We start from the raw sequence: 20,997 nt of genomic DNA, 5'->3' as shown, positions 1-20,997 counted from the left end.
AGCGCGACGGGGTGTCCATGGGGCTGCTCCTCACCCGACGTACCGGGCGTTCGCCAGGGCCGCGTGCACGCTGGGGTGGATGGTGAAGGCCGCGTCGGTGCCGGTGATCTCCAGCAACCGCATGGTCTGGGGCGGCGGGGCGGCCAGCATCATCTCCACGCCTGCGGCGTTTGCGTCAAGGCGGGCGGCGAGCAGGGCGTTGAGGCACACGGAGTAGCAGAAGGTCTGGCCGGCAAGGTCGATGACCAGCCGGGGTGGGCGGTCCTGGAGAGCACGGGATAGGGCGTTGTCCAGCCTGCGGCGGTCTTCCTGGTCTGCTTCGCCGTCGAGGCGGACGATCACGGCCGTCCCGGGGAGCTTCGTGGTGGTGATCCGCAGGCGCGGGGTGAGAACTCGCGAAGGTTCAGGGCAGTTGTGGCGGGCGGATCCGAGGGGGTTGGGCACCGGACTCACCGCCTCACCGGGAGGGGGCGGTGGCCGGGCGGCCGGGATGCGCACAGGGTGCGGCGGGGTGCGGGAGATGGGTTGGCGCGGGTTCACAGACGCTCATCATGATGATCACCGCTGGTGGTCGCGGGCTGGTGGCCGGAGTCGGGGGCGGGATCGGCGAACAGGGCCAGCAGTCCAGCGATCTCGTGGTGGCCCTCGGCGGGATGACGGAAGTACGTGCCGCGGACCACGTGGTAGCGGTTGCGGCGTCCATGCCGGGTGTGGGTCAGGTAGCCGGCCTTCTCCAGGTCCACGACGATCGCCCGCGCGGCCCGTTCGGTCATACCGCACATCGCGGCCACGTCCCGCAAGCGCATGTCCGCGTCCCGCGAGATCATCAACAGCACACGCGCGTGCTGTGTCAGGAACGTCCAGCTCGTCCGCGGCTCCCGCTCATCCGACATACCACAAGTATGAACCCGGATTCCGCTTTCGCAATGCCTAACCCGAGGATCCGCTGACGGGCCGCACCGGACCGTGGAACAGTGGGTCGGGTTTGCGCCCGCGAATCCGGGCTTCAGTGGCCCGAGCCACCGTGAGAGCGATCAGTCCCGCTGGGCTTCGCGGGGCGGCGACTGTCCCTTGCGGCGGGATGTGCGTCTGATGCGCCTGGTCATGATGGTAATCGCTGCCCAGGTGATCAGCGATTCGGAGTGCTGGATGAGCCGTTCGTAGTCGCGGGCGTGGCGGCGGGCGTGCATGATCCAGGCACGCGAGGCGAGGTGCCTGCCCGTGGCAGGTCCTTTCCCGCGCGGCCTCCCTACGCCCGGGGTCTGGCCGAGTACCTGCTGATCTGTGAGCAAGACGGCGTCGACCCGGCGACCGCGGGCCGGCTGCACGTGGCCGCTTTCGGGTGCCCCGCCTCGGCCCGCTCGACCGCCGCTTGGATCTGCACTCCGGCGAGGACGGTCAAGGTGACCGCGACTCCCCCGGCTGCCTTGGCCGCCCTGACCGCTCGCCCGTCGCGTGGGTGGAGCCTGCGTGTCTGGGCGGCCGACCGTTTCGGCGCGGACGCTGTGTGGGAGGGTGCCTGCTGTGCGGCCGTGGCGGCGAACGCGACCAGGTGCTGTGAGGCGGCAAGGTGCGGTGGCGGAAGCAGTAGCGGGAGGCCGGCGAGCAGTCCCTCGACCGGTGCCAGAGTGTGCTGGTGCTCGGCGCAGTGCGGACAGTTCCGGATGTGCCTGGCGATGCGCTTGCGCCACGGTACGGCGGGCGTCCCGTCCCAGGCCGTGGTGAGCGCCGACAGTTCGGCGCACGGCGGGTCGGCGGCGAGTGCTCGCACCACCTGGCGGCCGACCTCCGGTTGTTCCTTCATCCGCTGAACGCGTACGGCGGCGTGCTGCGGTGTGAGGCCGAGGGCCGCCGCCAGTTCGGCCCTGGTGAGCTCGCCGCCGGTCTCCAGCCACCGGAGGGAGAGCAGGTCGCGCTCGCGCTCGTCCAGCCAGCGGGTGGCTTCGGAGACCTCCCTGCGCTGGCCGGTCAGGCCGAGTCGCAGGATGGTCAGGTCCACGAAGTCGGCGGCCGGATCGACGACCTGTGTCAGCTCCTGCAGCCCCGGAACGGGGGCCGCCTTCCGGGCCGTCCAGCGTCGACGGACCTCGTTCATCGCCACCGCCGCCAGCCAGGACCGGAAGGATGACGGCTCGCGCAGCGATTCCAGGGAGTTGACGACGCGGAGCATGGTCTCCTGCACCACGTCGGCATGGCCGTCCAGCACGCGGCCGACGCCAGCTGAACCAAGTCCTCGGCCCGGCAAACGGACCCGCGGCCGCGCGATACAGCCGGTGGCGGCGGCTGCGTTGTGTCCCGCTCACGGCCGACCGGCCGGCTGGATCGAGGAGTACGACGTCCAGTGCGGCACCTGGACCGCCCTGATCGACAGCAGCATCGTCGCCGACGCCGCCAGCGGCGAGCCCCAGTGCTGCCCGGCCGCCGACGCGGCCCCGCCCTGCTGCGCCGGGCGCTGGGGGAGCACCTCACCCGCTGGTAGAACGGGCCGGCCGCTGCGGCCGAACGTTGTCCCGCGCGCGCCGACTGGGGCCGCGCGCTTCCCCTAAGGACCGTAGTCCTGCTCGGCGGCAAGGCTGCCGTGGATCTGCTCGTCCACCCTCCGGGCGGCGGCCTCGCCCCGGGCCGCCCGCACCGCCGGCGCCGACCTGCAGATCACCGGCGCGTTCACCGACCCGCTGGAGTTCCCGGCCGCGGCCTCCGCCGGACTCCTGCAGCTGTGCATGTCGATTCGCAGCAGACCGCGACGAAGCCCTGGTCCGCAACCGGCTCCTGGCGTCTGAGCCGTACCTCGGGTCGGCCCCGGAGGATCGTGGCCTCGCCGGACGGTCGACTCGTCAGCATGTCCCGGCGAATGGCGTGGTCGGCTCCGGGCAGGGGTGGGAAAGTGGGAACCCACTGCGTATGACTCGTCGACACAACGCCGCCCACACACCCGCCCCGGCGCCCGCGCCCTGCCACGCTGTCTCGCATGGCCAAGCCCGGACAGCGATGGCCGTGTCGTGGCCGGGCGTGTGAGCGCGGCAAGTGCCCGTCCAGAGCCGGAAGGCGGAGGAAGGTTGAGAAGAGCCGCTGAAACCGCGCCCCTTTCCCTGGTCGTCATCGGTGGAGGAGCCGCCGGACTCAGTCTCGCCAACCGGCTGGTCACACACGAGCGAGAGGGACACCGGCACGGCCCCTGGTTCGACCTGACCGTCGTCGAGGCACCCGAAGGTCCGCTGCGCCCGGCGCCGCGGACGTGGTGTTTCTGGGACGACGGGCCGGGGGAGTACGAGCAGGCCGTCGCGGCGCAGTGGTCCCGGCTGCGGATCACCAGCCCTGACGGGAACGTCATCGAGGTGGAGACCGCCCCGCTGCGCTACCGGATGCTGCGCTCCACCGCCTTCGAGGACCTGGTCCACGACCGGCTCTCCGCTCACCCCGGGGCCAGGATCGTGCGGGCCACGGTCCACGCGGTGCGGACGCGGCCGGACGGACGCCCCGGCGCCCGCGTGGTCGGCGCCGACCCGGCGGGCCGGCCGCTCACCCTCGACGCCCGGTACGTGTTCGACTCCAGGCCGCCCGAGCGGGCGCCTCTGGCCCGCACGACCCTCCTGCAGCACTTCCGCGGCTGGTTCGTGCACACCGACCGCCAGCGCTTCGACCCCCGTGCGGCGCACCTGATGGACTTCCGCGTCCCGCAGCCCGCACACGGCCTCGGCTTCGGCTACGTCCTGCCGCTGGCCCCCGACCGCGCCCTCGTGGAGTACACCGAGTTCTCCCGGCGCACCCTGACCACCGCCGGCTACGAGCAGGCGCTCCACGACTACACCCGCGGCATCCTGGGCCTGGGCGCATTCACCGTGGAGGACGTCGAGCAGGGCGTCATCCCCATGACGGACGCCCGGTTCCCGCGCCGCGCCGGGCCCGCACATGTGCGCATCGGCACCGCCGGCGGCGCCACCCGCCCCGCCACCGGCTACACCTTCGCCGCCATCCAGCGGCAGAGCCGGACCATCGTCTGCGCCCTCGGCCGGCAGCCGGCAGCCGACGGGAAAGCACCGGCGCCCGCACCCCACCGCCGACGGGCACTGTTCATGGACGCCGTCCTGCTGCGCGCCCTGGACACCGGCCGGATCGACGGCCCCCGCTTCTTCACCGACCTGTTCCGCCGCACCCCCGCCGAACAGGTACTGCGTTTCCTCGACGGCAGGAGCACGCCCGCCGAGGAACTGCGCATCGGCCTGCGCTGCCGCATCGGCCCGATGCTGCGCTGCGCCGCCGAACTTCCCCTGCTGCCCCGCTCCCCGCTCGGCACCACCCCTGAACCCGCCCCCGACGCTCGTGAGGACGACCGTTGACGACACTCCTGCGCGACCACGACCTCGCCCGTGCCTTCGACCACGCCGCACCGGCCTACGACCTGCTGACCGCACTCAACCCGGGCCACCTCGGCGCGCTGCGCCGCTCGGCCCGCCGCCTGTGCCTGCCCGACGGCGGGGCCGGTCTGCGCGTGCTGGACCTCGGCTGCGGCACCGGGGCCTCGACCCGGGCGTTGCTCGAAACCGTGCCGCACGCCCGGATCACCGCCGTCGACGCCTCAGCCGGCATGCTGGCGCAGGCGGCCGCCAAGTCCTGGCCGCAGAACGTGTCGTTCCTGCACCGCACCGCCGAACACCTGCTGGACACCGCCACCGCTTCCCGTGCCGGGCAGACCTACGACGCGGTGTTCGCCGCGTACCTGTTGCGCAACACCACCAACCCCGACGCCGTCCTCGCTGACGTGTACACGCTGCTGCGACCGGGCGGGCGGCTCGCCGTCCACGAGTACAGTCTCGCCGGCTCGGCGGCCCACCGGGTGCTGTGGAACGCCGTCTGCCGGGGGATCATCGAACCCTTGGGAGCGCTCACCGGCGACCGCGACCTCTACCGTCACCTGCGCCGCAGCGTCCTGGACTTCGACACCGCCCCGAACTTCGCCGCCCGCCTGGCACGGGCCGGCTTCGCAGCGGTGCGCACCCTGCCGGTCGCCGGTTGGCAGACCGGCATCGTCCACACCTTCCTCGCCGCCCGCCCCAGCCCGTCACCCGCCCCGCCCGGTGCCGCAGCGAGCCCGGACACTGCCCGCCTGGAGGCGCACGCGTGAGGAACACGATGCCGCCCGCCGCCCGGCGCGGTCGCGACCGCCGGGCCGAAGTGGTGCCGGCCGCGCCGGGCCACGCCCGCTTGCCCGGAACCGAACCGCCCCGGGTGGCCGTCGTCGGCGGTGGGATCGCCGGCCTGGCCGCCGCCACCGCGCTCGCGGAACGCGGCATCGCGGTGACCCTCCACGAACGGGAACCCGTGCTGGGCGGACGCATTGCCGGCTGGCCCACCCGGCTCGCCGACGGCTCGGCTGCCACCATGAGCCGAGGCTTCCACGCCTTCTTCCGCCAGTACTACAACCTGCGCGGCCTGCTACGGCGCACCGACCCGGGGCTCACCCGGCTGGTCGGCCTGCCCGACTATCCGCTGCGCCACCGCTGCGGGCTGACCGACAGCTTCGCCCGGGTACCGCGCACCCCTCCGCTCAGTGCGGCCGGCTTCGTCGTCCTCAGCCCCACCTTCGGTCTGCGGGACCTGGCCGCCCTGGACGCACGGGCGGCCCTGCCGCTACTCGACGTCCGCGTCCCGGAGGTCTTCGAGCGGTACGACGACACCAGCGCACACGACTTCCTGGCGGAAATCAACTTTCCCCCAGCCGCCCACCACCTCGCCTTCGAGGTGTTCTCCCGCAGCTTCTTCACCGACCCGCGCCACCTGTCCGCCGCCGAACTGCTGCTGATGTTCCACATCTACTTCCTCGGATCCTCCGAGGGCCTGCTGTTCGACGTCCCCACGGACCCCTACCCCCAGGCCCTGTGGCAGCCGCTGGCCCGGTACCTGAATGCCCTCGGCGCCGACCTGCACACCGCGTCCGCCGTCGACTCGATCCGGCCCCTGCCCGACGGCGACATCGAGGTGACGGCCCCGGGACGAGGAGCCGAGCGCCACCAGGGCGTCGTCCTCGCCCTCGACGCCAACGGCCTGCAACGCCTGGTCGCCGCCTCGGACCAGCTGGGCGATGAGCGGTGGCGCGCCGACATCGCCGCCCTGCGCACGGCGCCGCCCTTCCTGGTCTCCCGGCTCTGGCTGGACCGCCCGGTAGCCCCGGACCGGCCCGGCTTCCTCGGCACCAGCGGCTACGACGGACTGGACAACATCAGCGTGCTCGACCGCTGGGAGGGGGAAGCGGCCCGCTGGTCCGCCCGCACCGGCGGATCGGTGGTCGAACTGCACGCCTACGCCGTGGACGAGGACGCCGAACACAAGGACGTCCAGGAGCGGATGACGGCCCGACTGCACGAGGTCTACCCGGAGACCCGCGATGCCCGCCCGGTGGACGTCCGCCACGAATGGCGCAGCGACTGCCCGGCGTTCCCGGTGGGCGGATGGGCGCGCCGCCCCGGCATCACCACCCCGCACCCCGCCGTCGTCCTCGCCGGGGACCTAGTCCGCACCGACCTGCCAGTCGCCCTGATGGAACGCGCAGCCACCACCGGCTTCCAAGCGGCCAACGCCCTGCTCGCCCGCTGGGGCGTCGCCGGCCACACCCTGTGGTCCGTCCCCCGCGCCGGCCGCTCCCGCCTGCTGCGCGCCCTGGCCCACCGCGCGGCCCTCTGACCGGCGGGCCGCAGGGCAGGCAGCCGCTCCCCGGCCCGTACTCAGCCGGGGAAGCGGCCGGTGCTGCGCAGGGCCCAGCGGCGCTCTGCGTAGGCCAGGTCGTCGTGCCACAGCCGACCGGCGGCGTGGCGAAGCACGGGGCGTAGGAGGGGAGCGAGCGCCCGGGCCGCGGCGAAGCCGCGCCGCCCGGACGCGGCGAGGACCGCCTCCACCACCGCCGTGCGCGGGCCGGGCGTGCAGGGGGCGGTGAGCGGAGTGGCATGGGTCTCCACCACCGACCCGGCCCCCTCGCCCTCGGTGATGTGCATCACGACGGTGCGGGGCTCGGGTGCGGTGAACACCGCGCGCACGGGCACGACCAGCCGCGCGGCCACCCGGAACGACACGTCGACAACGAACCCCTCCTCCTCGTCCCCGGCGCCGTTCGGTGCCTCCACCACCCTGAGATCCACGAAGGAGTGGGGATGGAACCAGGAGCCGTGCCACGGGTCCAGCCGATTGGCCACCACGTCCTCGGGCTCGCACCGGCCCAGCCCGGTGTACACCGCCGCGACGGCCCCTGCCAGGGTCGGCCGCCGCGGCACCACCGGCCGCTCGGTGGGCTCCTCACCGCCGACGGAGTCCAGCCGCACCCACGCGAGGACCCCGTCCTCGTACACCGGGTAGGGCTCCCACCCGGCGGCCCGGCCGCCGTCCAGAGCCAGGCCGTGCCAGTGGCAGACCAGCGTGCCGCACACCACCCGGCTGTCCTTCAGCGGGGCCCCCAGGTGCGGGCAGATGCCCGGCCCGGCCCGCAGCGCCCCCGCGCCGTCCCGCCACAGCACCACCTCGGTACCGCCGACCAGGCGCCCGCACGGCCGGCCGTCGGCCGCGATGCTCCCGGCGGAGCCGACGACGAACCAGTTCCCCGAGGGCCGGGCCGCCGCCCGTTCAAGGGCGGACACGATCAGCGCGGGCTTCGCCGCCCGCCACGACGGCTCCTGCCGCGCCCAGGGCGGGCCTTGGCGCAGTCGCAGGGGCGGTGTCCAGCGTCGCCGGGCGAACGCGTTCACCGCGCTGCCCTCCGCCCCACCAGGCGGCCCTTCGAACGGCGGCGCGGCGCACCGCCAAGGAAACCTCCCAGTGCCGCGGCCCGCACCCGAGCGGCCAGGAGGTGTGCCAGCCCCGACGCCGCGACCGCCACCCGCCGGCGCAGGCGCACAGCCGAACGCCGGTGCAGCACCGCGTATCCGTCCTCGGCGATCGCGTCCAGGATCCCTCCGTAGAGCACGAACGCGGTCCGGATGCAGGGCCGCACTCGGGGCTCCAGCATCGCGATGCCCGGCTCCGCGTCCCGGTAGACGCCGCGGGCCAGCCCGGCGGCGTCGACCAGGGCGGCCCGGATCCGGGGGTCGTCCCGGCCGGTGCGCCGACTCCATTCCAGCAGCGGCCGGTCCACCCCGTGGACCGCCAGCAGGTCGCCCGGCAGGTAGACCCGGCCGCGGTCCAGGTCCTCGCCCACGTCCCGCAGGAAGTTGGTCAACTGGAACGCCACCCCGAGGGCCGCCGCGTACGGCTCGGCCTCCGCGCGGTCCGTCACCGTCCCGAGGACGGGCAGCATCTGCAGGCCGATCACCGCAGCCGAGCCGTGCATGTAGCGGTACAGGTCCTGGTACGTCGGATAGTCGGTGACGGTGAGGTCGGCACGCATCGAGGCCATGAAGTCGGTGAACAGCAGCGGGTCGATGCCGTACCGGCCGGCGGTGTCCGCGACCGCCCGCACCACCGGCTCGTCCGTGCCCCCGCCCCGCAGGCCCTCTGCCAGGTCCTCCTCCAGCGACTTCAGCAGCAGGTCCCGCTCGGCGGGCGTCTCGCGGTCCAGCCCGTCGACGATGTCGTCCGCCCAGCGGGCGAAGCCGTACAGGGCGTGGACCGCGCACCGGCGGTCCACCGGCAGCAGCCGGGTGGCCAGGAAGTAGGTGCGGCCGTGCCGCGCGTTGAGCTCACGGCAGGCGGTGTACGCCGCGCGCAGGACCGGCGCGGTGATGCCCGCGGCGTCCAGTTCACGGGCCGTCATTCACGGCTCCCCCGGTCGAGAAGGGGACCGGGGCCGCCGCACCGGGGCAAGGTGGCCTGCAAGGCACCGGTGCGCGGCGGGGCGGACGGATCCGGCGCGGCGTGCCGGTGATGCGGTCGGCGGCGAGCTTCCCGCTGATCAGCACCGTGGGTACGCCGACGCCGGGGGTGGTGCCGCAGCCGGCCAGCACCGCGTTCTCCAGGCCGGGCACCAGGTTGCGCGGCCGGAATGGGCCGGTCTGGGCGAAGGTGTGGGCGGCGGAGAACGGCGTGCCCGCCGCGTGCCCGTGGGCCGCCCAGTCGGCCGGGGTCACCAGGCACTCCTCCTCGACGGCCCCGCCGATCCCGGTGAGCCCGCGCTGGTCCAGGGTGTCGAGCAAGTGACGGCGGTAGCCCGGCGCCAGGTCGCCCCAGGCCGCGGCGTCCGGACCGATGGCGGTGTTGGGTACCGGCGCGAGAACGTAGTGCGTGTGCCGACCGGCAGGGGCGAGCGACGGATCGGTGCCGGTCGCGCGGGTGATCAGCAGCGAAGGGTCCGTCATCAAACGGCCGGTGCGCGTCAGTTCGTCAAAAGTCCGCTCCCAGGCATGGCCGAAGGACAGGGTGTGGTGGGCCAACTGGGGCCAGGTGCGGTCCGTGCCCAGGTGCAGGACGACGGCCGACGGCGAGAAGCGCAAGGGCACCGCCCGGCGGGGCACCCGCCCCAGCAGCCGGTACGCCGCGGGTAGGTCGGGCGTGAGGACGACCGCGTCGCAGGGGATGCGCTCACGATCCGTGACGACGGCAGTGACCCTGCTCCCGGACCGCTCCAGGCCCACGACCGCGCTCCCGTAGCGGAACCCGGCGCCCGCCGCCGCGGCGGCATCGGCCATGGCCCGGGGCAGGGCGTGCATGCCGCCGCGGGGGAACCATACTCCGGCCACGGTGTCCATGTAGGCGATGACCGCATAGGCGGCCAGCGCCCGGGCCGGCGCCACACCCGCGTAGAGGGCCTGGAACGAGAAGACGCGACGCAGCCGCTCGTCGCGCAGGTGGCGGCCGATCTGCGGGCCGAGGCGGCCGAACCCGCCCAGGGCGGCCAGCCTGGCCAGGTCCACGTTGAGCAACTGCCAGGGCGAGTCGAAGTTGGTGTCGATGAAGCGCCGCATCTGCGCGTGGTAGAGCCGGGTGAGCCAATGGCGCAGCTCCCGGTAGCCCGCCGCCTCCCGCGGACCGGCGAAGCGTTCCACCTCGGCCTCCATCACCTGTGCGTCCGTGTGCACGTCCAGCGCGCTGCCGTCCGCGAACCGGGCCCGGTAGGCCGGATGCAGCGGCAGCAGTTCGACGTGGTCGCGCAGCGAGCTGCCGACGGCCCGCAACGCCTCGTCAGCGAGATGGGGCATGGTCAGTACGGTGGGTCCGGTGTCGAAGAGGTAGCCGCCGCGCCGGATGCGTCCAGCCCGCCCACCGGGCGCGTCGTCCCGCTCGACGACGGTGACGCGCCGTCCCGCGCCGACCAGGTGGCAGGCGGCCGACAGCCCGGCAAGGCCGGCGCCGACGACGACCACGTGGTCGGCCGCCGGCACGGCGCGGCTCATGCGGTGCCCCCGCCACTGCGGTGGACCGGAGCATGCGTCAGCCCCGCCGTCGCCCTCAACAGGGCCGCCAGGCGCTCGGCGCCCGGAGTGTCGTCCAGCCGGGCCTGTTCCAGGTACCCCATGCTGCGCTCGGACAGGCGCTCGATGCGGGCCTGGACCACCGCTCGGCCACCGGTGGCGACCAGCACCTCCCGGACCTCCGTCAAGGCGGCGTCATCCAGGTCCGCATCGCCCAGATGGCGGCGCAGCACGCTCAAGGACGCGCTGTCGTGGCGCGCGACGGCCCGGGTGTACGCCACCGCAACGAGAAAGGTGGGCTTGGCCGCCCGGACGTCGTCGCCACACGGCTTGCCGGTGTGCGCGGGATCCCCGAAAACGCCGTCGAGATCGTCCCTGAGCTGGAAGGCGATGCCCGCGCAGCGGCCTGCCCGGCGCAGGGCCCGCACCTGCTCCGGGCGGGCGCCGGCCAGCGCGGCACCCAGGTGGACTGGCCGCTCCACCGAGTACATCGCGCTCTTCAGCCACGCGATCCGCATCGCCCGCCCTGGCGAACGGGACGAGGTCACCTGACCGTGGACGTCCAGGTACTGACCGGCGACCATCTCCAACCGCAGGTCCGACCAGATCTCCCACAGCTGCTGCCGGTGCTGCGGCCGCAGGTCCGCCAGCGCGGCGACGGCGAGATCGTCGGCCCAGGCGAGAGCGAGGTCCCCGGCGAGGACGCCCGCGCACGCGCCCAGGTCCGCCGCCCGCCGGACACCGGCACCGGGCGCGTACTGGGCGGCCACGTCCACGTGCAGGGCACGGCTGCCGCGACGCGTGACGGAGCCGTCCATGACGTCGTCCTGGACGAGCGCACAGGTCTGCAACAGCTCCAACGCGGCGGCCATGGTCAGCGCCGCGCCGCCCGGCACGTCGCCGGACCCGCACGCGCGCATCGCCCACCACAGGAACTGCGCCCGCATGCGCTTGCCACCGCGCAGGGTGAAGTCCGCTACCCGGCAGGCGACATCGGCAGCGAACGTTCCGTCGGTGGCACCGGCCCGTGCGACCCAGCGGGCGAAGTGCTCGTCGAGAACCCGACCGACTGCGGCCGGCACGTCGCGGTCCACCCTCTGCACCGAGAACGGCGCCCCCGCACCGGGCGGCATCCCCGATCCGCCGGGAGAGCGGTCGGACCGGGGCGCCGGGTGAGCGGCGTCGGAGCGACCGGGCTCGGGGACGCCGACTCCGTTCTCCGAGGAGGCCGGCACTGCCGACGACGATAGACAGGACATCGGGCTCGCTTTCCACGTCACGTTCCGGTGCCCGAACCCGTGCGGGTGCCGCAGGAAGCAGCGCAGCAGTGGGGTAGGAGGCTTCCTTCGTCTATCCCCGAGCCCAGCGATTCAGTCGTTCGCGGGGAACGATTCCTCCTCTCCGGTGTGTGCAGACCCTCCATCGGCGGCACATCGACCGCACATCCGTCCGTTCGGCCGCCTGCGCCGGCTCCACGGCCGGAGCGGCGCCCGCCGTTCGGCGGGGCAGCCACCACGCAACGGGCGACGGGGCTCGCACGGTGCCCCACACCCAGGAGACGGCGTTCGAAGGGGAGCCGCTCGGCCGGTGGGTACGGGCGCAGCGGGCCGGCTGGGCCGAGCTCGACCACGAGCAACGGGACCTGCTCGCGGCACTCGGGATCGAGGAGGACCAGGAGCTGGCCGCCGCGCGGCGGCCGCGGCAAAGCCTCGGGTATCGCGCACGGACCGGTTCCAGCAGGGCCTCGCGGCCCTCGCGGCGTTCGTCGAGTGGCCCGTCACTGGCCCTGGACCGAGACGATCACCACCGCGTTCGAGCGCCTCCAAGCCCTCCCGAACCCCGGCTGAGCAGCAACGACGTCCTGTCCCGACGAGTCATCCTTCGGCCGGAGCCGTGGAACCCGGCGCTCACCCGACGCGACAGCCGGGCCGCAGGCCTGCCCGCCACCAGCCCGGGCAGCCGAAACGGCCCGCCGAATGAACCGACGGACCGTCACGAAAGATCGAGGCTAGGAACCGAGAACGACACTCCCAGGCCAAGCGATAGGCCCAGGGTGGCCATTTCCTATTGTGGCTGTTACACGATCACTCATGGCCATCACGCGAGTGCCACCAGAAGGCCGTTGCTCGTGGGCGGTCTCCGAGCTGGAGCCCTTTCCAGAACAGCAGGTCGAGCTTCGCGGTACCCGGCCGGGCGACCGCTCCCCCGAGGCGGTCGCCCAGCCGGACGCCTTACCCGGCAGGCCGGTTGGCGGTCAGCGGAGGAACGACTCCGGCCCCAAGCGCCCCCACGCCACGAACGCGGCCAGCAGGATGTAGACCGCGTCCACCGCGACGAGCTTGTACTCCTGCCGCCGGATCCGCACCGCTGCGGCCCCAGCCATCAGCAGCACCAGCCCGAGCGCGGCCAGCGGCACGAACACCGGCGCGATGCCGAGCACGGAGGGCAGGATCAGCCCGACGGCGGCCGCCACCTCGACGGCGCCGATCGCCTTCACCCCGCCGGCGCTGAAGTCCTCGACCCAGCGCCCGCTCTGCCCGGCGGCGGCGATCCTCTCCTTCGGGGTGACCACCTTGAAGGCGCCGCCGAGCAGGTAGGCGGTGGCCAGCAGTCCGGCGACGATCCACAGCGCGAGGTTCACGGCGTTCTCCTTACATGCCTGGTACGGGTATCAGAGGGTGTGGCGCTGCCCGGCCCGATAGCTTCCGGCGGGCTGGCGGGTCAGCACGTTGCCGCGGTTGAAGGCGTTGATCACCGCGATCAGGCTCACCAGGGCGGCGAGCTGCTCCTCGTCGTAGTGCTTGGCGGCGTTCTCCCACACCTCGTCGCCGACCCCGCCCGCCGCGTCCGCGAGCCGCGTGCCCTCCTCGGCCAGCTCCAGGGCGGCTCGCTCGGCCTCGGTGAACACGGTGGCCTCCCGCCACACCGCCACCAGGTTCAGCCGGGTTGCCTCCTCGCCAGCATGCACGGCGTCCTTGAAGTGCATGTCGACGCAGTACCCGCAGCCATTGATCTGACTGGCGCGCAGCTTGACCAGTTCCTGGACGGCGGCCGGCAGGGTCGACTCCAGCAGGATCTGGTTGGCGGCAACGAGGTGCTTGAAGACCTTGCCCATGACGGGGCTGGCAAAGGGGTTCAGGCGGGCTTCCATGATGTGCTCCTCGGTACATTGTCCGCTGGTCGTCCTTTAAGACAGGGCAGCCGGGCGTCCTGTGACAGGTGCCGACGTGACGCGCGCCACCCCGGGGCCGGGGCGGTGCTGAAAGGGAGGGATTCCATGACGGGGTCGGCGGATGTGGTGGCAGACGCGGTCGGGTACCGGCCGCTGCTGTTCTCCATCGCCTACGGCATGACGGGCTCAGTGGGCGACGCCGAGGATCTCGTCCAGGACGCCTTCCTCAACCTGACCCGCGTCGAGCAGGCAGGTACGTCCATCACCAACCTGAAGGCGTATCTGACCACTTCGGTCACCCGGCTCAGCATCAACCACCTCGGCTCGGCGCGGGTGCGGCGCGAGACCTACGTCGGCGAGTGGCTGCCCGAGCCGGTCGTCGCCTTCGCCGACCGCCCCGGCGGCCCGGCAGAGCACGCCGAGCTGACCGACGCGCTGTCGATGGCGTTCCTGGTGATGCTGGAGACCCTCTCCCCCGTGGAGCGCGCGGTGTTCATGCTGCGCGAGGCCTTCGGCTACGGCTATCCGGAGGTCGCGGAGCTGACCGGCAAGTCCGAGGCGAACTGCCGTCAGGTCTTCGCCCGGGCCAAGAAGCGCCTGGCGGTGAGCATGGACGCCCCGCTGCCGTCGGCTCGGGGGACGGCGGGCGACGAACTCGCCCGCCGCTTCTTCGAGGTGGCCGCCGGCGGGAACCCGGAGGAGCTGCTCGGCATGCTCGCCCCCGACGTCGTCCTGCACGGCGACGGCGGCGGCAAGGCACAGGCGATCGGCCGCTCGGTCGACAACCCTCGCCAGGTCGCCCAGTTGCTCGTCAGCGGCGTGCGCCGGAGCGCCCAGCTCGGCGCGAGCCTGGTGCCGGCCCGGATCAACGGCCGCCCCGGCGTGGTCGCTTACGACGCCGAGGGGCGAGTGCTCAACGTGGTAGCACTCGACATCGTCGACGGCGCGGTCCGCGAGATCCACGCGGTCGCCAACCCGGACAAGCTCGGCCACCTGGGCGAGGTGTCCGACCTTGGACTGCGCAAGGCCCGGCAGCGGTAGGCCGTGTCTGATGATTCGCGGGCTGCATCAACAAGATCCGGGCAGGGCGGAGCCCGGCCACGCGCTACGGCAAGACGCCCGCGAGCTACACGGTGGGGCTCCAACTACGCGCGCGACGGCCTTCAGGATTCGAAGTAGACGGTGGATTGCCCAGTGTGGCGGGCGGTCGCGGCTGCGCGCAGGTTGCGGGTGTTGTACGGCTCCATCACGCCAGGCTTGCAGGCCGCGTCGATGTCCCACCACCGCCAGGCGAGTAGTTCGCGCTCGGGTAACCGGGCGCACCTGGTGGCACCGCCGCCGCTTCTAGCGAGGCAGGCATCGATGGAGGCGATGGCTGCGCCGGTCTCGGCACGAATCCTCGACCTGGTCGAGCTGGTGCTGGATTCGCTGCCAGCGTTGTTCGGCAGTCGCGTCAGGTGCGTCGCTGGTGGCTGTCATGGCAGGCGCCGGTCGGCGTAGGTGGTCAGAGCATCGGCCAGGTGGTGGGGCCCGCCGGGTGCCGTCGGCGGAGAGCGCGCCGGTTGGCCTCACGCATCGACGTCATCCTTTGGAGGACTGGATAACTTGTCATCGGATGGATGACAGACGGATCCAGTGAAGCGCACCGGCACCCCTTTGAGCCGCTGGAGGTGTTTCGCGATGCTGATGCGCACTGACCCGTTCCGCGAGCTGGAACGCCATGCACACCCTTCACACGGCAGCCGCCCTGGTGACCGCCAGCGGCGACCTCGACCTCGACACCGCCCCCGAACTTCGCCGGAGCCTGAGCAGCAGGTCGACGGTGTGCCGGCGGTGGTGCCGTCGGTGACGGCGGCGCGGGTGGCCGCCACTGTTCAGCTGGCCGTGGCCCACTGGAGGGCTTGTGCGCGCAGCGGGGATACGACGGCGGCGTAGCAGTTTCCGGGAAGATCGGCGACCCAGTCGAAGGTGTCGAGGGTGAGGCCGTGCTGGGCCGCTGCTTGGAGCATGTCGGCCAAGAGCGCGGTCGCGGCGGCTTTCTGCTCCTCGGTACCGGGGGTGGTGCGGCGCTGAGCGGCCTCATTGATGCGGTCGGCCAGGGTACGGTGCCTGACGACGGCGCGGTAGCACGTGCCGGGCAGGTCGGTGACCCAGTCGAAGGTGTCGAGAGTGATGCCGTGCTGGGCCGCTGCTTGGAGCATGTCGGCCAGCAGCGCGGTCGCGGCGGCCTTGTCCTGCTCGGTGCCATGGTCCGGGTGGCGCTCGGCGGCGGCGTTGACGCGGTCGGCCAGGGTGCGGCTCTTGCGGTCGGTGTACTCGTACACGCGCGGATGTCCTTGGTCGGTCGGGTGGCTGTCGGCGGTGGCCGGCTTCCGTCTCTGGCTGCCGAAGCGGGTGCTGGGAGCGGTGCAGCGGGGTGCGCTCCTGCCGAGGTGGTGCGCCTTCGGTCCGCCAGGGCGGGGCTCGGGCCTGGCGGACGGAAGGGGACTCGCGTACACGTCCTGGGCCGTTCCTGTGCGGTGTGCGCCTGCCGGCCCGGCTGTTCTGGCGAAGTGGCGCGGGAGTGCGGCCGGCCGGGCACCGCCGACCGCGGCCAGCCGCACCCGCTGGGGGTTACAGGTTGTGGGCGAGGCGGACGGTCAGGAGACGGGTGAAGCGGGCCGGGTCGGGCAGGTCGCCGCCTTCGGCGAGCAGAGCGCTGCCGTGGACGAGTTCGGCGATCTCCGCGAGTGCGGGGTCGTCGGCGTTCGTCTCGTGCGCCTGGTGCAGGGCGGTGATGAGGGGGTGGGTGGGGTTGAGTTCGAGGATGCGCTTGACCTGGGGGAGTTCTTGGCCCATGGCCCGGTACATCTTCTCCAGGGTGGGGGTCAGGTCGTGAGCGTCGCCGACCAGGCACGCGGCGGAGGTGGTGAGGCGGGTGGAGAGGCGGACCTGCTTGACGTGTTCGGCCAGGATGGTCTGGAGCCAGGCGAGGAGGGCGGCGTAGTCCTGTTCGCGCTGGGCCTTCTCCGCCTTCGCCTCGTCGTTGCTGCCGTCGTCGGTGTCGTTGTCGAGGTCGACCTGGCCCTTGGCGATGGACTGGAAGCGGTGGCCGTCGAAGGCGGGAATCTGGTCGGTCCAGACCTCGTCGACGGGGTCGGTGAGGATCAGGACCTCGTAGCCCTTGGCGGTGAAGGCCTCCATGTGCGGGGAGTTTTCCACCATCGCGCGGTTCTCGCCGGTCAGATAGTAGATGGTGTCCTGGCCGTCCTTCATCCGCGCGACGTACTCGCGCAGCGTGGTCGTCTTCTCCGGGTCATTGGTGGACTGGGCGGAGACCAGCTCCAGCAGGGTGTCGGTGTTGTCGCGGTCCTCGAACAGACCTTCCTTCAGGACCCGGCCGAACTGTGCCCACAGCGTGGTGTAGGCCTCGGTGTTCGTGGCCTGCATGTCCTTGACGGCGGAGAGGACCTTCTTGACGAGGCGCCGGCGCACTGCGGTGATCTGGCGGTCGTGCTGCAGGATCTCGCGGGAGATGTTGAGCGAGAGGTCGTGGGCGTCGACGACGCCCTTGACGAACCGCAGGTAGTTCGGCATGAGCGCGTCGCAGTCGTCCATGATGAACACGCGCTTGACGTACAGTTGCACACCGCGCTTGGCATCGCGGGAGAACAGGTCGAACGGGGCGTGGGCGGGGATGAACAGCAGCGCCTCGTACTCGAAGGTGCCCTCGGCGCGCATGTGGATGGTCTCGGCCGGGGCCTGCCAGTCGTGGCTGATCTGCTGGTAGAACTCGCTGTACTCGGCCTCGGTCACCTCGCTGCGCGGGCGGGCCCACAGCGCCTTCATCGAGTTCAGCGTCTCCGGCTCGCGCGCGGCACCGTCCCCGGTGGCGGACTCGGTGCCGTCCTCGGCGGTGGCCTCGGTATCGCTCGCGGTGCTGGCGGATTCGGTGGCCATGCGGATGGGCCAGCGGATGAAGTCCGAGTACTGCTTGACGATCTGGCGGATCTTCCACGCGGCCAGGTAGTCGCCCAGCCCGTCCTCGCCGTCCTCGGCCTTGAGGTGCAGCGTCACCGACGTGCCCACCGGCAGGCCGTCGGCCTGCGCGATGGTGTAGGTGCCCTCACCGTCCGACTCCCACCGGGTGCCCTGCTCGGTGCCGGCCCGGCGGGTGTGCAGGGTGACCTTGTCGGCGACCATGAACGCCGAGTAGAAGCCGACGCCGAACTGACCGATCAGGCTCTGTGCCGCGTCCGCGTCCTTGGCCTCCTTGATCTTGGCCAGCAGGCTGGCGGTGCCGGACTTGGCGATGGTGCCGATCAGGTCGACGACGTCGTCGCGGGTCATGCCGATGCCGTTGTCCCGCACCGTCAAGGTGCGGGCCTCTTTGTTGACTTCCAGCGTGATGTGCAGGTCGGAGGTGTCGACAGCGAGGTCGGTGTCGGTGAGGGATTCCAGGCGGAGCTTGTCGAGGGCGTCGGAGGCGTTGGAGATCAGCTCGCGCAGGAAGATGTCCTTGTTCGAGTAGATCGAGTGGATCACCAGCTGCAGCAGTTGGCGGGTCTCTGCCTGGAACTCCAGCGTCTCGGTCGGGCTGGCCACGGGAGGTGTCTCCTTCGGGTGCAAGGGTGGAAAGGGTACGGGTCGGGTCGAAGTGCCGAAGCCGGGCGGCGAACCGCGCGGCCGGCTTCGGAGGTGTTCAGATGTGGCTGAGGGGCTGGTAGGGCTGCTCGGGGCGGGTGCGGCCGGGGCGGGCGGTGCCGTAGCGGGAGAGGAAGAGCTTCCAGCCGTCGCGGCATTCCAGCGTGGTGCCGTAGTGGACCGCGGGCGGGTTGGGGCGGGTGCTGTACCGATCGACACGCACGACCCCACCGGACGGCTCATCGGCCACGGCTACGGCCACCAGCGCTTGCTCGACCTGGGCCACCGGAACCGACGAGCCCGTCAGGTCCCGCACCTCCACGGATTCGGCGTCGTCGCCGGTGGGGGTGAGGACGGGGCCGCGGGCGCCGGTGATTGTCCACCACACCTGGTCGCCGCCTTCGAGGGTCACGGTCAGTCCGTGGGCTGTCGTCGTCACGCCTCTCGGCGGCGACGATGCCCGGTATGTCGGGGGCGCGCGTGATCAGCAGCGGCTGCAGGTCGGCTGGGGTCATGGGCTGGTGGGGGGTGTGCGGCGTTGCCGGTCGCTGTCGGCGCGCAGCTGGTCGGTTCGGGCGGTGAGCTGATCGAGGCGGTCGGCGATCTTCGGGTGGGCCGCTTCCAGGAGGGACCGGGTCTCGGCGAGCGGGGCGAGCAGGCGGGCGGGATCGTTGTGGCCGAGCGCGTCCAGCAGGCGTTCGATGGCGGGGGCTGCTTTGGGGGTGGCGAGGTCGTCCAGGGCGCCGATCTGTCCGGCGAGGCGGCGCAGGTCGGCGGCGTTGTCGCGGGCCCAGGTGGTCACCGCGCGGTCGGCGGCGCGCTGGTCGCGTGTGGCCTGGACGCGCTGCTCGCCGGTGCTGCCCGCCTCGGTGCCGGCGTCGCTGTCGGGGCGCATGCGCAGGTAGCGGCGCTCGGCGGCCTGGCGGCTCTGGACACCCATCGGTTCGGCGAGGTCGGCCCAGGTGGCACCGGCGCCGCGGGCGGTCTCGATCAGGCCGGTCTCCCAGCCGGCGAGTTCCTCGCGAAGGTGGCGCAGCATCAGGAGCGCGGACAGGGCCTGCTGCGGGTCGCTCTGGCCCGCGTCGTCCGGGGGTGCGTGGCGGGCGGTGCGGGCGGCGGCGTCCATCATGCCCAGCGCGGCGGCGGCGGCCAGGAACGAACTCGGCCCCACCCCGGCCGCGCCGGTGTCCTGCGTATCCATGTCGTCACTCTTTCGCTGACTGGGTGTTTGTCATCCTCTGGACGACATGTTACAACGGTTCGTGTCGCGCCGCACCGGTGCGAGCCCTCGAAGACCTTCTGGACCGGAGGTGTCCGACGATGTCCATGCGCACTGTGGTGACCCACCAGGCGACCCCTGGGTCCTGGTCGCGGCCGGCCCCGATTCCGATGGACGCCTGGCGCGAGGACGGCCGTTTCGTGATCGCGCTCGACCTGCCCGGCATCCCGCTGGAGGCGATCGAGGTCGAAGTACTGGGCCGGATGGTGACCGTGAAAGCCGAACGCCGTCCCGCCCCGCGTGGCGAGGGTGCGCGCATCCGGCTCGCCGAGCGGGCCCACGGGGTGTTCGAGCGTCGGATCCAGCTGGCCGACAGCCTCGAGGCGGGTCGTATCGCGGCCCACCTGCAGGACGGCGTCCTGACCCTCACCGTCCCCATCACCCCGGCCTCCCAGCCCCGCAAGATCACCGTCCAGACCGGTGAGGCCGACCGGTCGCCCACGGAGAGCCGCCAGGCCGTTCCCGCGGCGGCGTGAGCCCGCGCCAGCCCGACGCCCGCCAAGAGTCTGCACCGGCTGCGGACACGGCGTTGGTCCGTGGCGTAGGCCGGCTCGACCCGGCCGCGCCCGCGGTTGCGGGCAGGACGGAGTGGTGTTCGACCTGTCTCAGGGTGACGTGCGCCGACTGCGGGGCGCTCGGCGCACCGATCACCGCCCCCAATCGCGCTGCGGGACCGGCTGCCCGTTCCCGCCGCCCGAACCCCGGCACCGGCGGGCCTGGCCACTGAAGCCGCCTGTTCCCCACGCGCTCGACCACCCGCTCAGTCATCCATTCGGCGACATGTCCAGTAGTCACCAAGACGGTGACGTGCTATGACGGATTCGTGAGCGCGCCGAAGTTGCCCGTTGATTCGACGAGGAGATGCTCGACGATGTTGATGCGCACTGACCCCTTCCGCGAGCTGGACCGGATCACCCAGCAGGTGTTCGGCACGACCGGCACGTGGTCGCGCCCGTCCGCGATGCCGATGGACGCCTGGCGCGACGGCGACACCTTCTACGTCCAGTTCGACCTTCCCGGTATCAGCCCGGACGCGATCGACCTGGACGTCGAGCAGAACGTGCTGACCGTCAAGGCCGAGCGCCGCCCCACCCAGCGCGGCGACAACGCCGAGGTCCAGCTCTCCGAACGCCCCCTCGGGGTGTTCTCCCGGCAGCTGTTCCTCGGCGACGCCCTCGACACCGAGCACATCACCGCCGCCTACGAGGCCGGCGTGCTCACCCTCACCATCCCGGTCGCCGAGACCGCCAAGCCTCGCAAGATCCAGATCAGCGGCGGCAGCGACCGCAAGGAACTCCAGGCATAACCCCGTCGGGCCTGGCGCCCCCAAGGAAACGGTGCCGCACGGGCGGACCACCCTCCCCGGCCGCCCGCGCGGCACCCCGACCGAAACCCTGCGCCGGCTGCGCAGGCCACGAACTCCAGGCCCGACCTTGGCCCTCGGGCCTGGACCGCAAGGAAAAACGAAAGGGTCGGGTGGCGGGGGGGGGGGGGGGGGGGGCCCCCCCCCCCCCCCCCCCCCCCCCCCACAACATTGTGCTCCCTCCCCCCCGCCCCACCACCACCACGCAGACGCCGCTTCGCCGCTCCGCCGC

21 protein-coding genes and 1 pseudogene are annotated in these 20,997 nt (G+C 72.4%); 6 read left to right on the top strand and 16 right to left on the bottom strand.

Translation table 11 applies throughout. The features are described from left to right. Nucleotides 1-30: 30 nt before the first annotated feature. The 6 genes and pseudogenes from ACZ5ON_RS18630 to ACZ5ON_RS18605 form a co-directional block, all read right to left on the bottom strand. Nucleotides 31-444, bottom strand: coding sequence for an STAS domain-containing protein (locus ACZ5ON_RS18630; protein ID WP_465593275.1), 414 nt, complete (start codon nucleotides 442-444; stop codon nucleotides 31-33). Between the two features lie 92 nt (nucleotides 445-536). Further along, nucleotides 537-893 (bottom strand): AsnC family transcriptional regulator, encoded by a 357-nt coding sequence (locus ACZ5ON_RS18625; RefSeq protein WP_465593272.1) that lies wholly within the window; start codon nucleotides 891-893, stop codon nucleotides 537-539. 159 nt (nucleotides 894-1,052) lie between these two features. Further along, a pseudogene (locus ACZ5ON_RS18620) lies at nucleotides 1,053-1,205 on the bottom strand (IS5-like element IS4811 family transposase); the annotation flags it as partial. 44 nt (nucleotides 1,206-1,249) lie between these two features. Beyond that, nucleotides 1,250-2,206 carry a sigma-70 family RNA polymerase sigma factor gene (locus ACZ5ON_RS18615; protein ID WP_465593269.1) on the bottom strand — a complete coding sequence of 319 codons (957 nt, stop codon included), beginning with the start codon at nucleotides 2,204-2,206 and terminating at the stop codon, nucleotides 1,250-1,252. Between the two features lie 93 nt (nucleotides 2,207-2,299). Then, a complete protein-coding gene (locus tag ACZ5ON_RS18610) occupies nucleotides 2,300-2,464 on the bottom strand; it encodes a hypothetical protein (protein ID WP_465593266.1) in 165 nt (54 codons plus the stop codon). A gap of 78 nt (nucleotides 2,465-2,542) precedes the next feature. Continuing rightward, nucleotides 2,543-2,722, bottom strand: a complete 180-nt coding sequence (locus ACZ5ON_RS18605; protein ID WP_465593263.1) for a hypothetical protein — start codon at nucleotides 2,720-2,722, stop codon at nucleotides 2,543-2,545. 334 nt (nucleotides 2,723-3,056) lie between these two features. On the opposite strand from ACZ5ON_RS18605, the gene ACZ5ON_RS18600 reads away from it, so the two are divergent. From ACZ5ON_RS18600 to ACZ5ON_RS18590, 3 genes are read left to right on the top strand one after another with little or no spacing between them, the layout of a single operon-like run. Continuing rightward, nucleotides 3,057-4,337, top strand: a complete 1,281-nt coding sequence (locus ACZ5ON_RS18600) for a lycopene cyclase family protein (protein WP_465593260.1) — start codon at nucleotides 3,057-3,059, stop codon at nucleotides 4,335-4,337. Then, the gene (locus ACZ5ON_RS18595) at nucleotides 4,334-5,122 is read left to right on the top strand and encodes a class I SAM-dependent methyltransferase (protein WP_465593257.1); all 789 of its coding nucleotides are present in this window, start codon (nucleotides 4,334-4,336) and stop codon (nucleotides 5,120-5,122) included. Before ACZ5ON_RS18600 ends, ACZ5ON_RS18595 begins: the two co-directional genes overlap by 4 nt. 8 nt (nucleotides 5,123-5,130) lie before the next feature. Next, nucleotides 5,131-6,678 (top strand): FAD-dependent oxidoreductase, encoded by a 1,548-nt coding sequence (locus ACZ5ON_RS18590; RefSeq protein ID WP_465593465.1) that lies wholly within the window; start codon nucleotides 5,131-5,133, stop codon nucleotides 6,676-6,678. A 41-nt stretch (nucleotides 6,679-6,719) separates the two neighbouring features. On the opposite strand, the gene ACZ5ON_RS18585 is transcribed toward ACZ5ON_RS18590, so the two are convergent. The 6 genes from ACZ5ON_RS18585 to ACZ5ON_RS18560 form a co-directional block, all read right to left on the bottom strand. Further along, the gene (locus ACZ5ON_RS18585) at nucleotides 6,720-7,730 is read right to left on the bottom strand and encodes a DUF5914 domain-containing protein (RefSeq protein ID WP_465593254.1); all 1,011 of its coding nucleotides are present in this window, start codon (nucleotides 7,728-7,730) and stop codon (nucleotides 6,720-6,722) included. Then, nucleotides 7,727-8,734, bottom strand: a complete 1,008-nt coding sequence (locus ACZ5ON_RS18580) for a phytoene/squalene synthase family protein (RefSeq protein WP_465593251.1) — start codon at nucleotides 8,732-8,734, stop codon at nucleotides 7,727-7,729. Before ACZ5ON_RS18580 ends, ACZ5ON_RS18585 begins: the two co-directional genes overlap by 4 nt. Then, entirely contained in the window at nucleotides 8,721-10,310 is a 1,590-nt protein-coding gene (gene crtI / locus ACZ5ON_RS18575) for a phytoene desaturase family protein (RefSeq protein ID WP_465593248.1), read from the bottom strand. The genes ACZ5ON_RS18580 and crtI overlap by 14 nt, the downstream gene beginning before the upstream one ends. Beyond that, complete coding sequence (locus ACZ5ON_RS18570) at nucleotides 10,307-11,410, bottom strand: polyprenyl synthetase family protein (RefSeq protein WP_465593245.1); 1,104 nt, start codon at nucleotides 11,408-11,410, stop codon at nucleotides 10,307-10,309. Before ACZ5ON_RS18570 ends, crtI begins: the two co-directional genes overlap by 4 nt. 1,172 nt (nucleotides 11,411-12,582) lie before the next feature. Further along, complete coding sequence (locus ACZ5ON_RS18565) at nucleotides 12,583-12,969, bottom strand: DoxX family protein (RefSeq protein WP_465593242.1); 387 nt, start codon at nucleotides 12,967-12,969, stop codon at nucleotides 12,583-12,585. A 30-nt stretch (nucleotides 12,970-12,999) separates the two neighbouring features. Continuing rightward, nucleotides 13,000-13,479 (bottom strand): carboxymuconolactone decarboxylase family protein, encoded by a 480-nt coding sequence (locus ACZ5ON_RS18560; protein ID WP_465593239.1) that lies wholly within the window; start codon nucleotides 13,477-13,479, stop codon nucleotides 13,000-13,002. 126 nt (nucleotides 13,480-13,605) lie between these two features. Here ACZ5ON_RS18560 and sigJ point away from each other — a divergent pair, with 126 nt between their 5' ends. Beyond that, nucleotides 13,606-14,541, top strand: coding sequence for an RNA polymerase sigma factor SigJ (gene sigJ, locus ACZ5ON_RS18555; protein ID WP_465593236.1), 936 nt, complete (start codon nucleotides 13,606-13,608; stop codon nucleotides 14,539-14,541). 833 nt (nucleotides 14,542-15,374) lie between these two features. On the opposite strand, the gene ACZ5ON_RS18550 is transcribed toward sigJ, so the two are convergent. The 4 genes from ACZ5ON_RS18550 to ACZ5ON_RS18535 form a co-directional block, all read right to left on the bottom strand. Next, nucleotides 15,375-15,824, bottom strand: a complete 450-nt coding sequence (locus ACZ5ON_RS18550; protein WP_465593233.1) for a hypothetical protein — start codon at nucleotides 15,822-15,824, stop codon at nucleotides 15,375-15,377. A gap of 289 nt (nucleotides 15,825-16,113) precedes the next feature. Next, nucleotides 16,114-18,084, bottom strand: a complete 1,971-nt coding sequence (gene htpG / locus ACZ5ON_RS18545; protein WP_465593230.1) for a molecular chaperone HtpG — start codon at nucleotides 18,082-18,084, stop codon at nucleotides 16,114-16,116. Nucleotides 18,085-18,181: 97 nt separating this feature from the next. Continuing rightward, nucleotides 18,182-18,562: a hypothetical protein gene (locus tag ACZ5ON_RS18540; RefSeq protein WP_465593227.1), complete on the bottom strand. Its 381-nt coding sequence runs from the start codon at nucleotides 18,560-18,562 to the stop codon at nucleotides 18,182-18,184. A gap of 72 nt (nucleotides 18,563-18,634) precedes the next feature. Continuing rightward, nucleotides 18,635-19,324, bottom strand: a complete 690-nt coding sequence (locus ACZ5ON_RS18535) for a type III effector protein (RefSeq protein ID WP_465593224.1) — start codon at nucleotides 19,322-19,324, stop codon at nucleotides 18,635-18,637. Between the two features lie 119 nt (nucleotides 19,325-19,443). On the opposite strand from ACZ5ON_RS18535, the gene ACZ5ON_RS18530 reads away from it, so the two are divergent. Beyond that, nucleotides 19,444-19,878: an Hsp20/alpha crystallin family protein gene (locus ACZ5ON_RS18530; RefSeq protein WP_465593221.1), complete on the top strand. Its 435-nt coding sequence runs from the start codon at nucleotides 19,444-19,446 to the stop codon at nucleotides 19,876-19,878. A 395-nt stretch (nucleotides 19,879-20,273) separates the two neighbouring features. Next, on the top strand, nucleotides 20,274-20,708 hold the full coding sequence (locus ACZ5ON_RS18525) for an Hsp20/alpha crystallin family protein (protein ID WP_465593218.1): 435 nt from the start codon (nucleotides 20,274-20,276) through the stop codon (nucleotides 20,706-20,708). Nucleotides 20,709-20,997 lie beyond the last annotated feature (289 nt).

The sequence above is a fragment of the Kitasatospora sp. NPDC032150 genome (genome assembly GCF_055579945.1).
The sequence above is the reverse complement of the archived record's forward strand: the minus strand, read 5'-3'. Positions and strand labels throughout refer to the sequence as shown.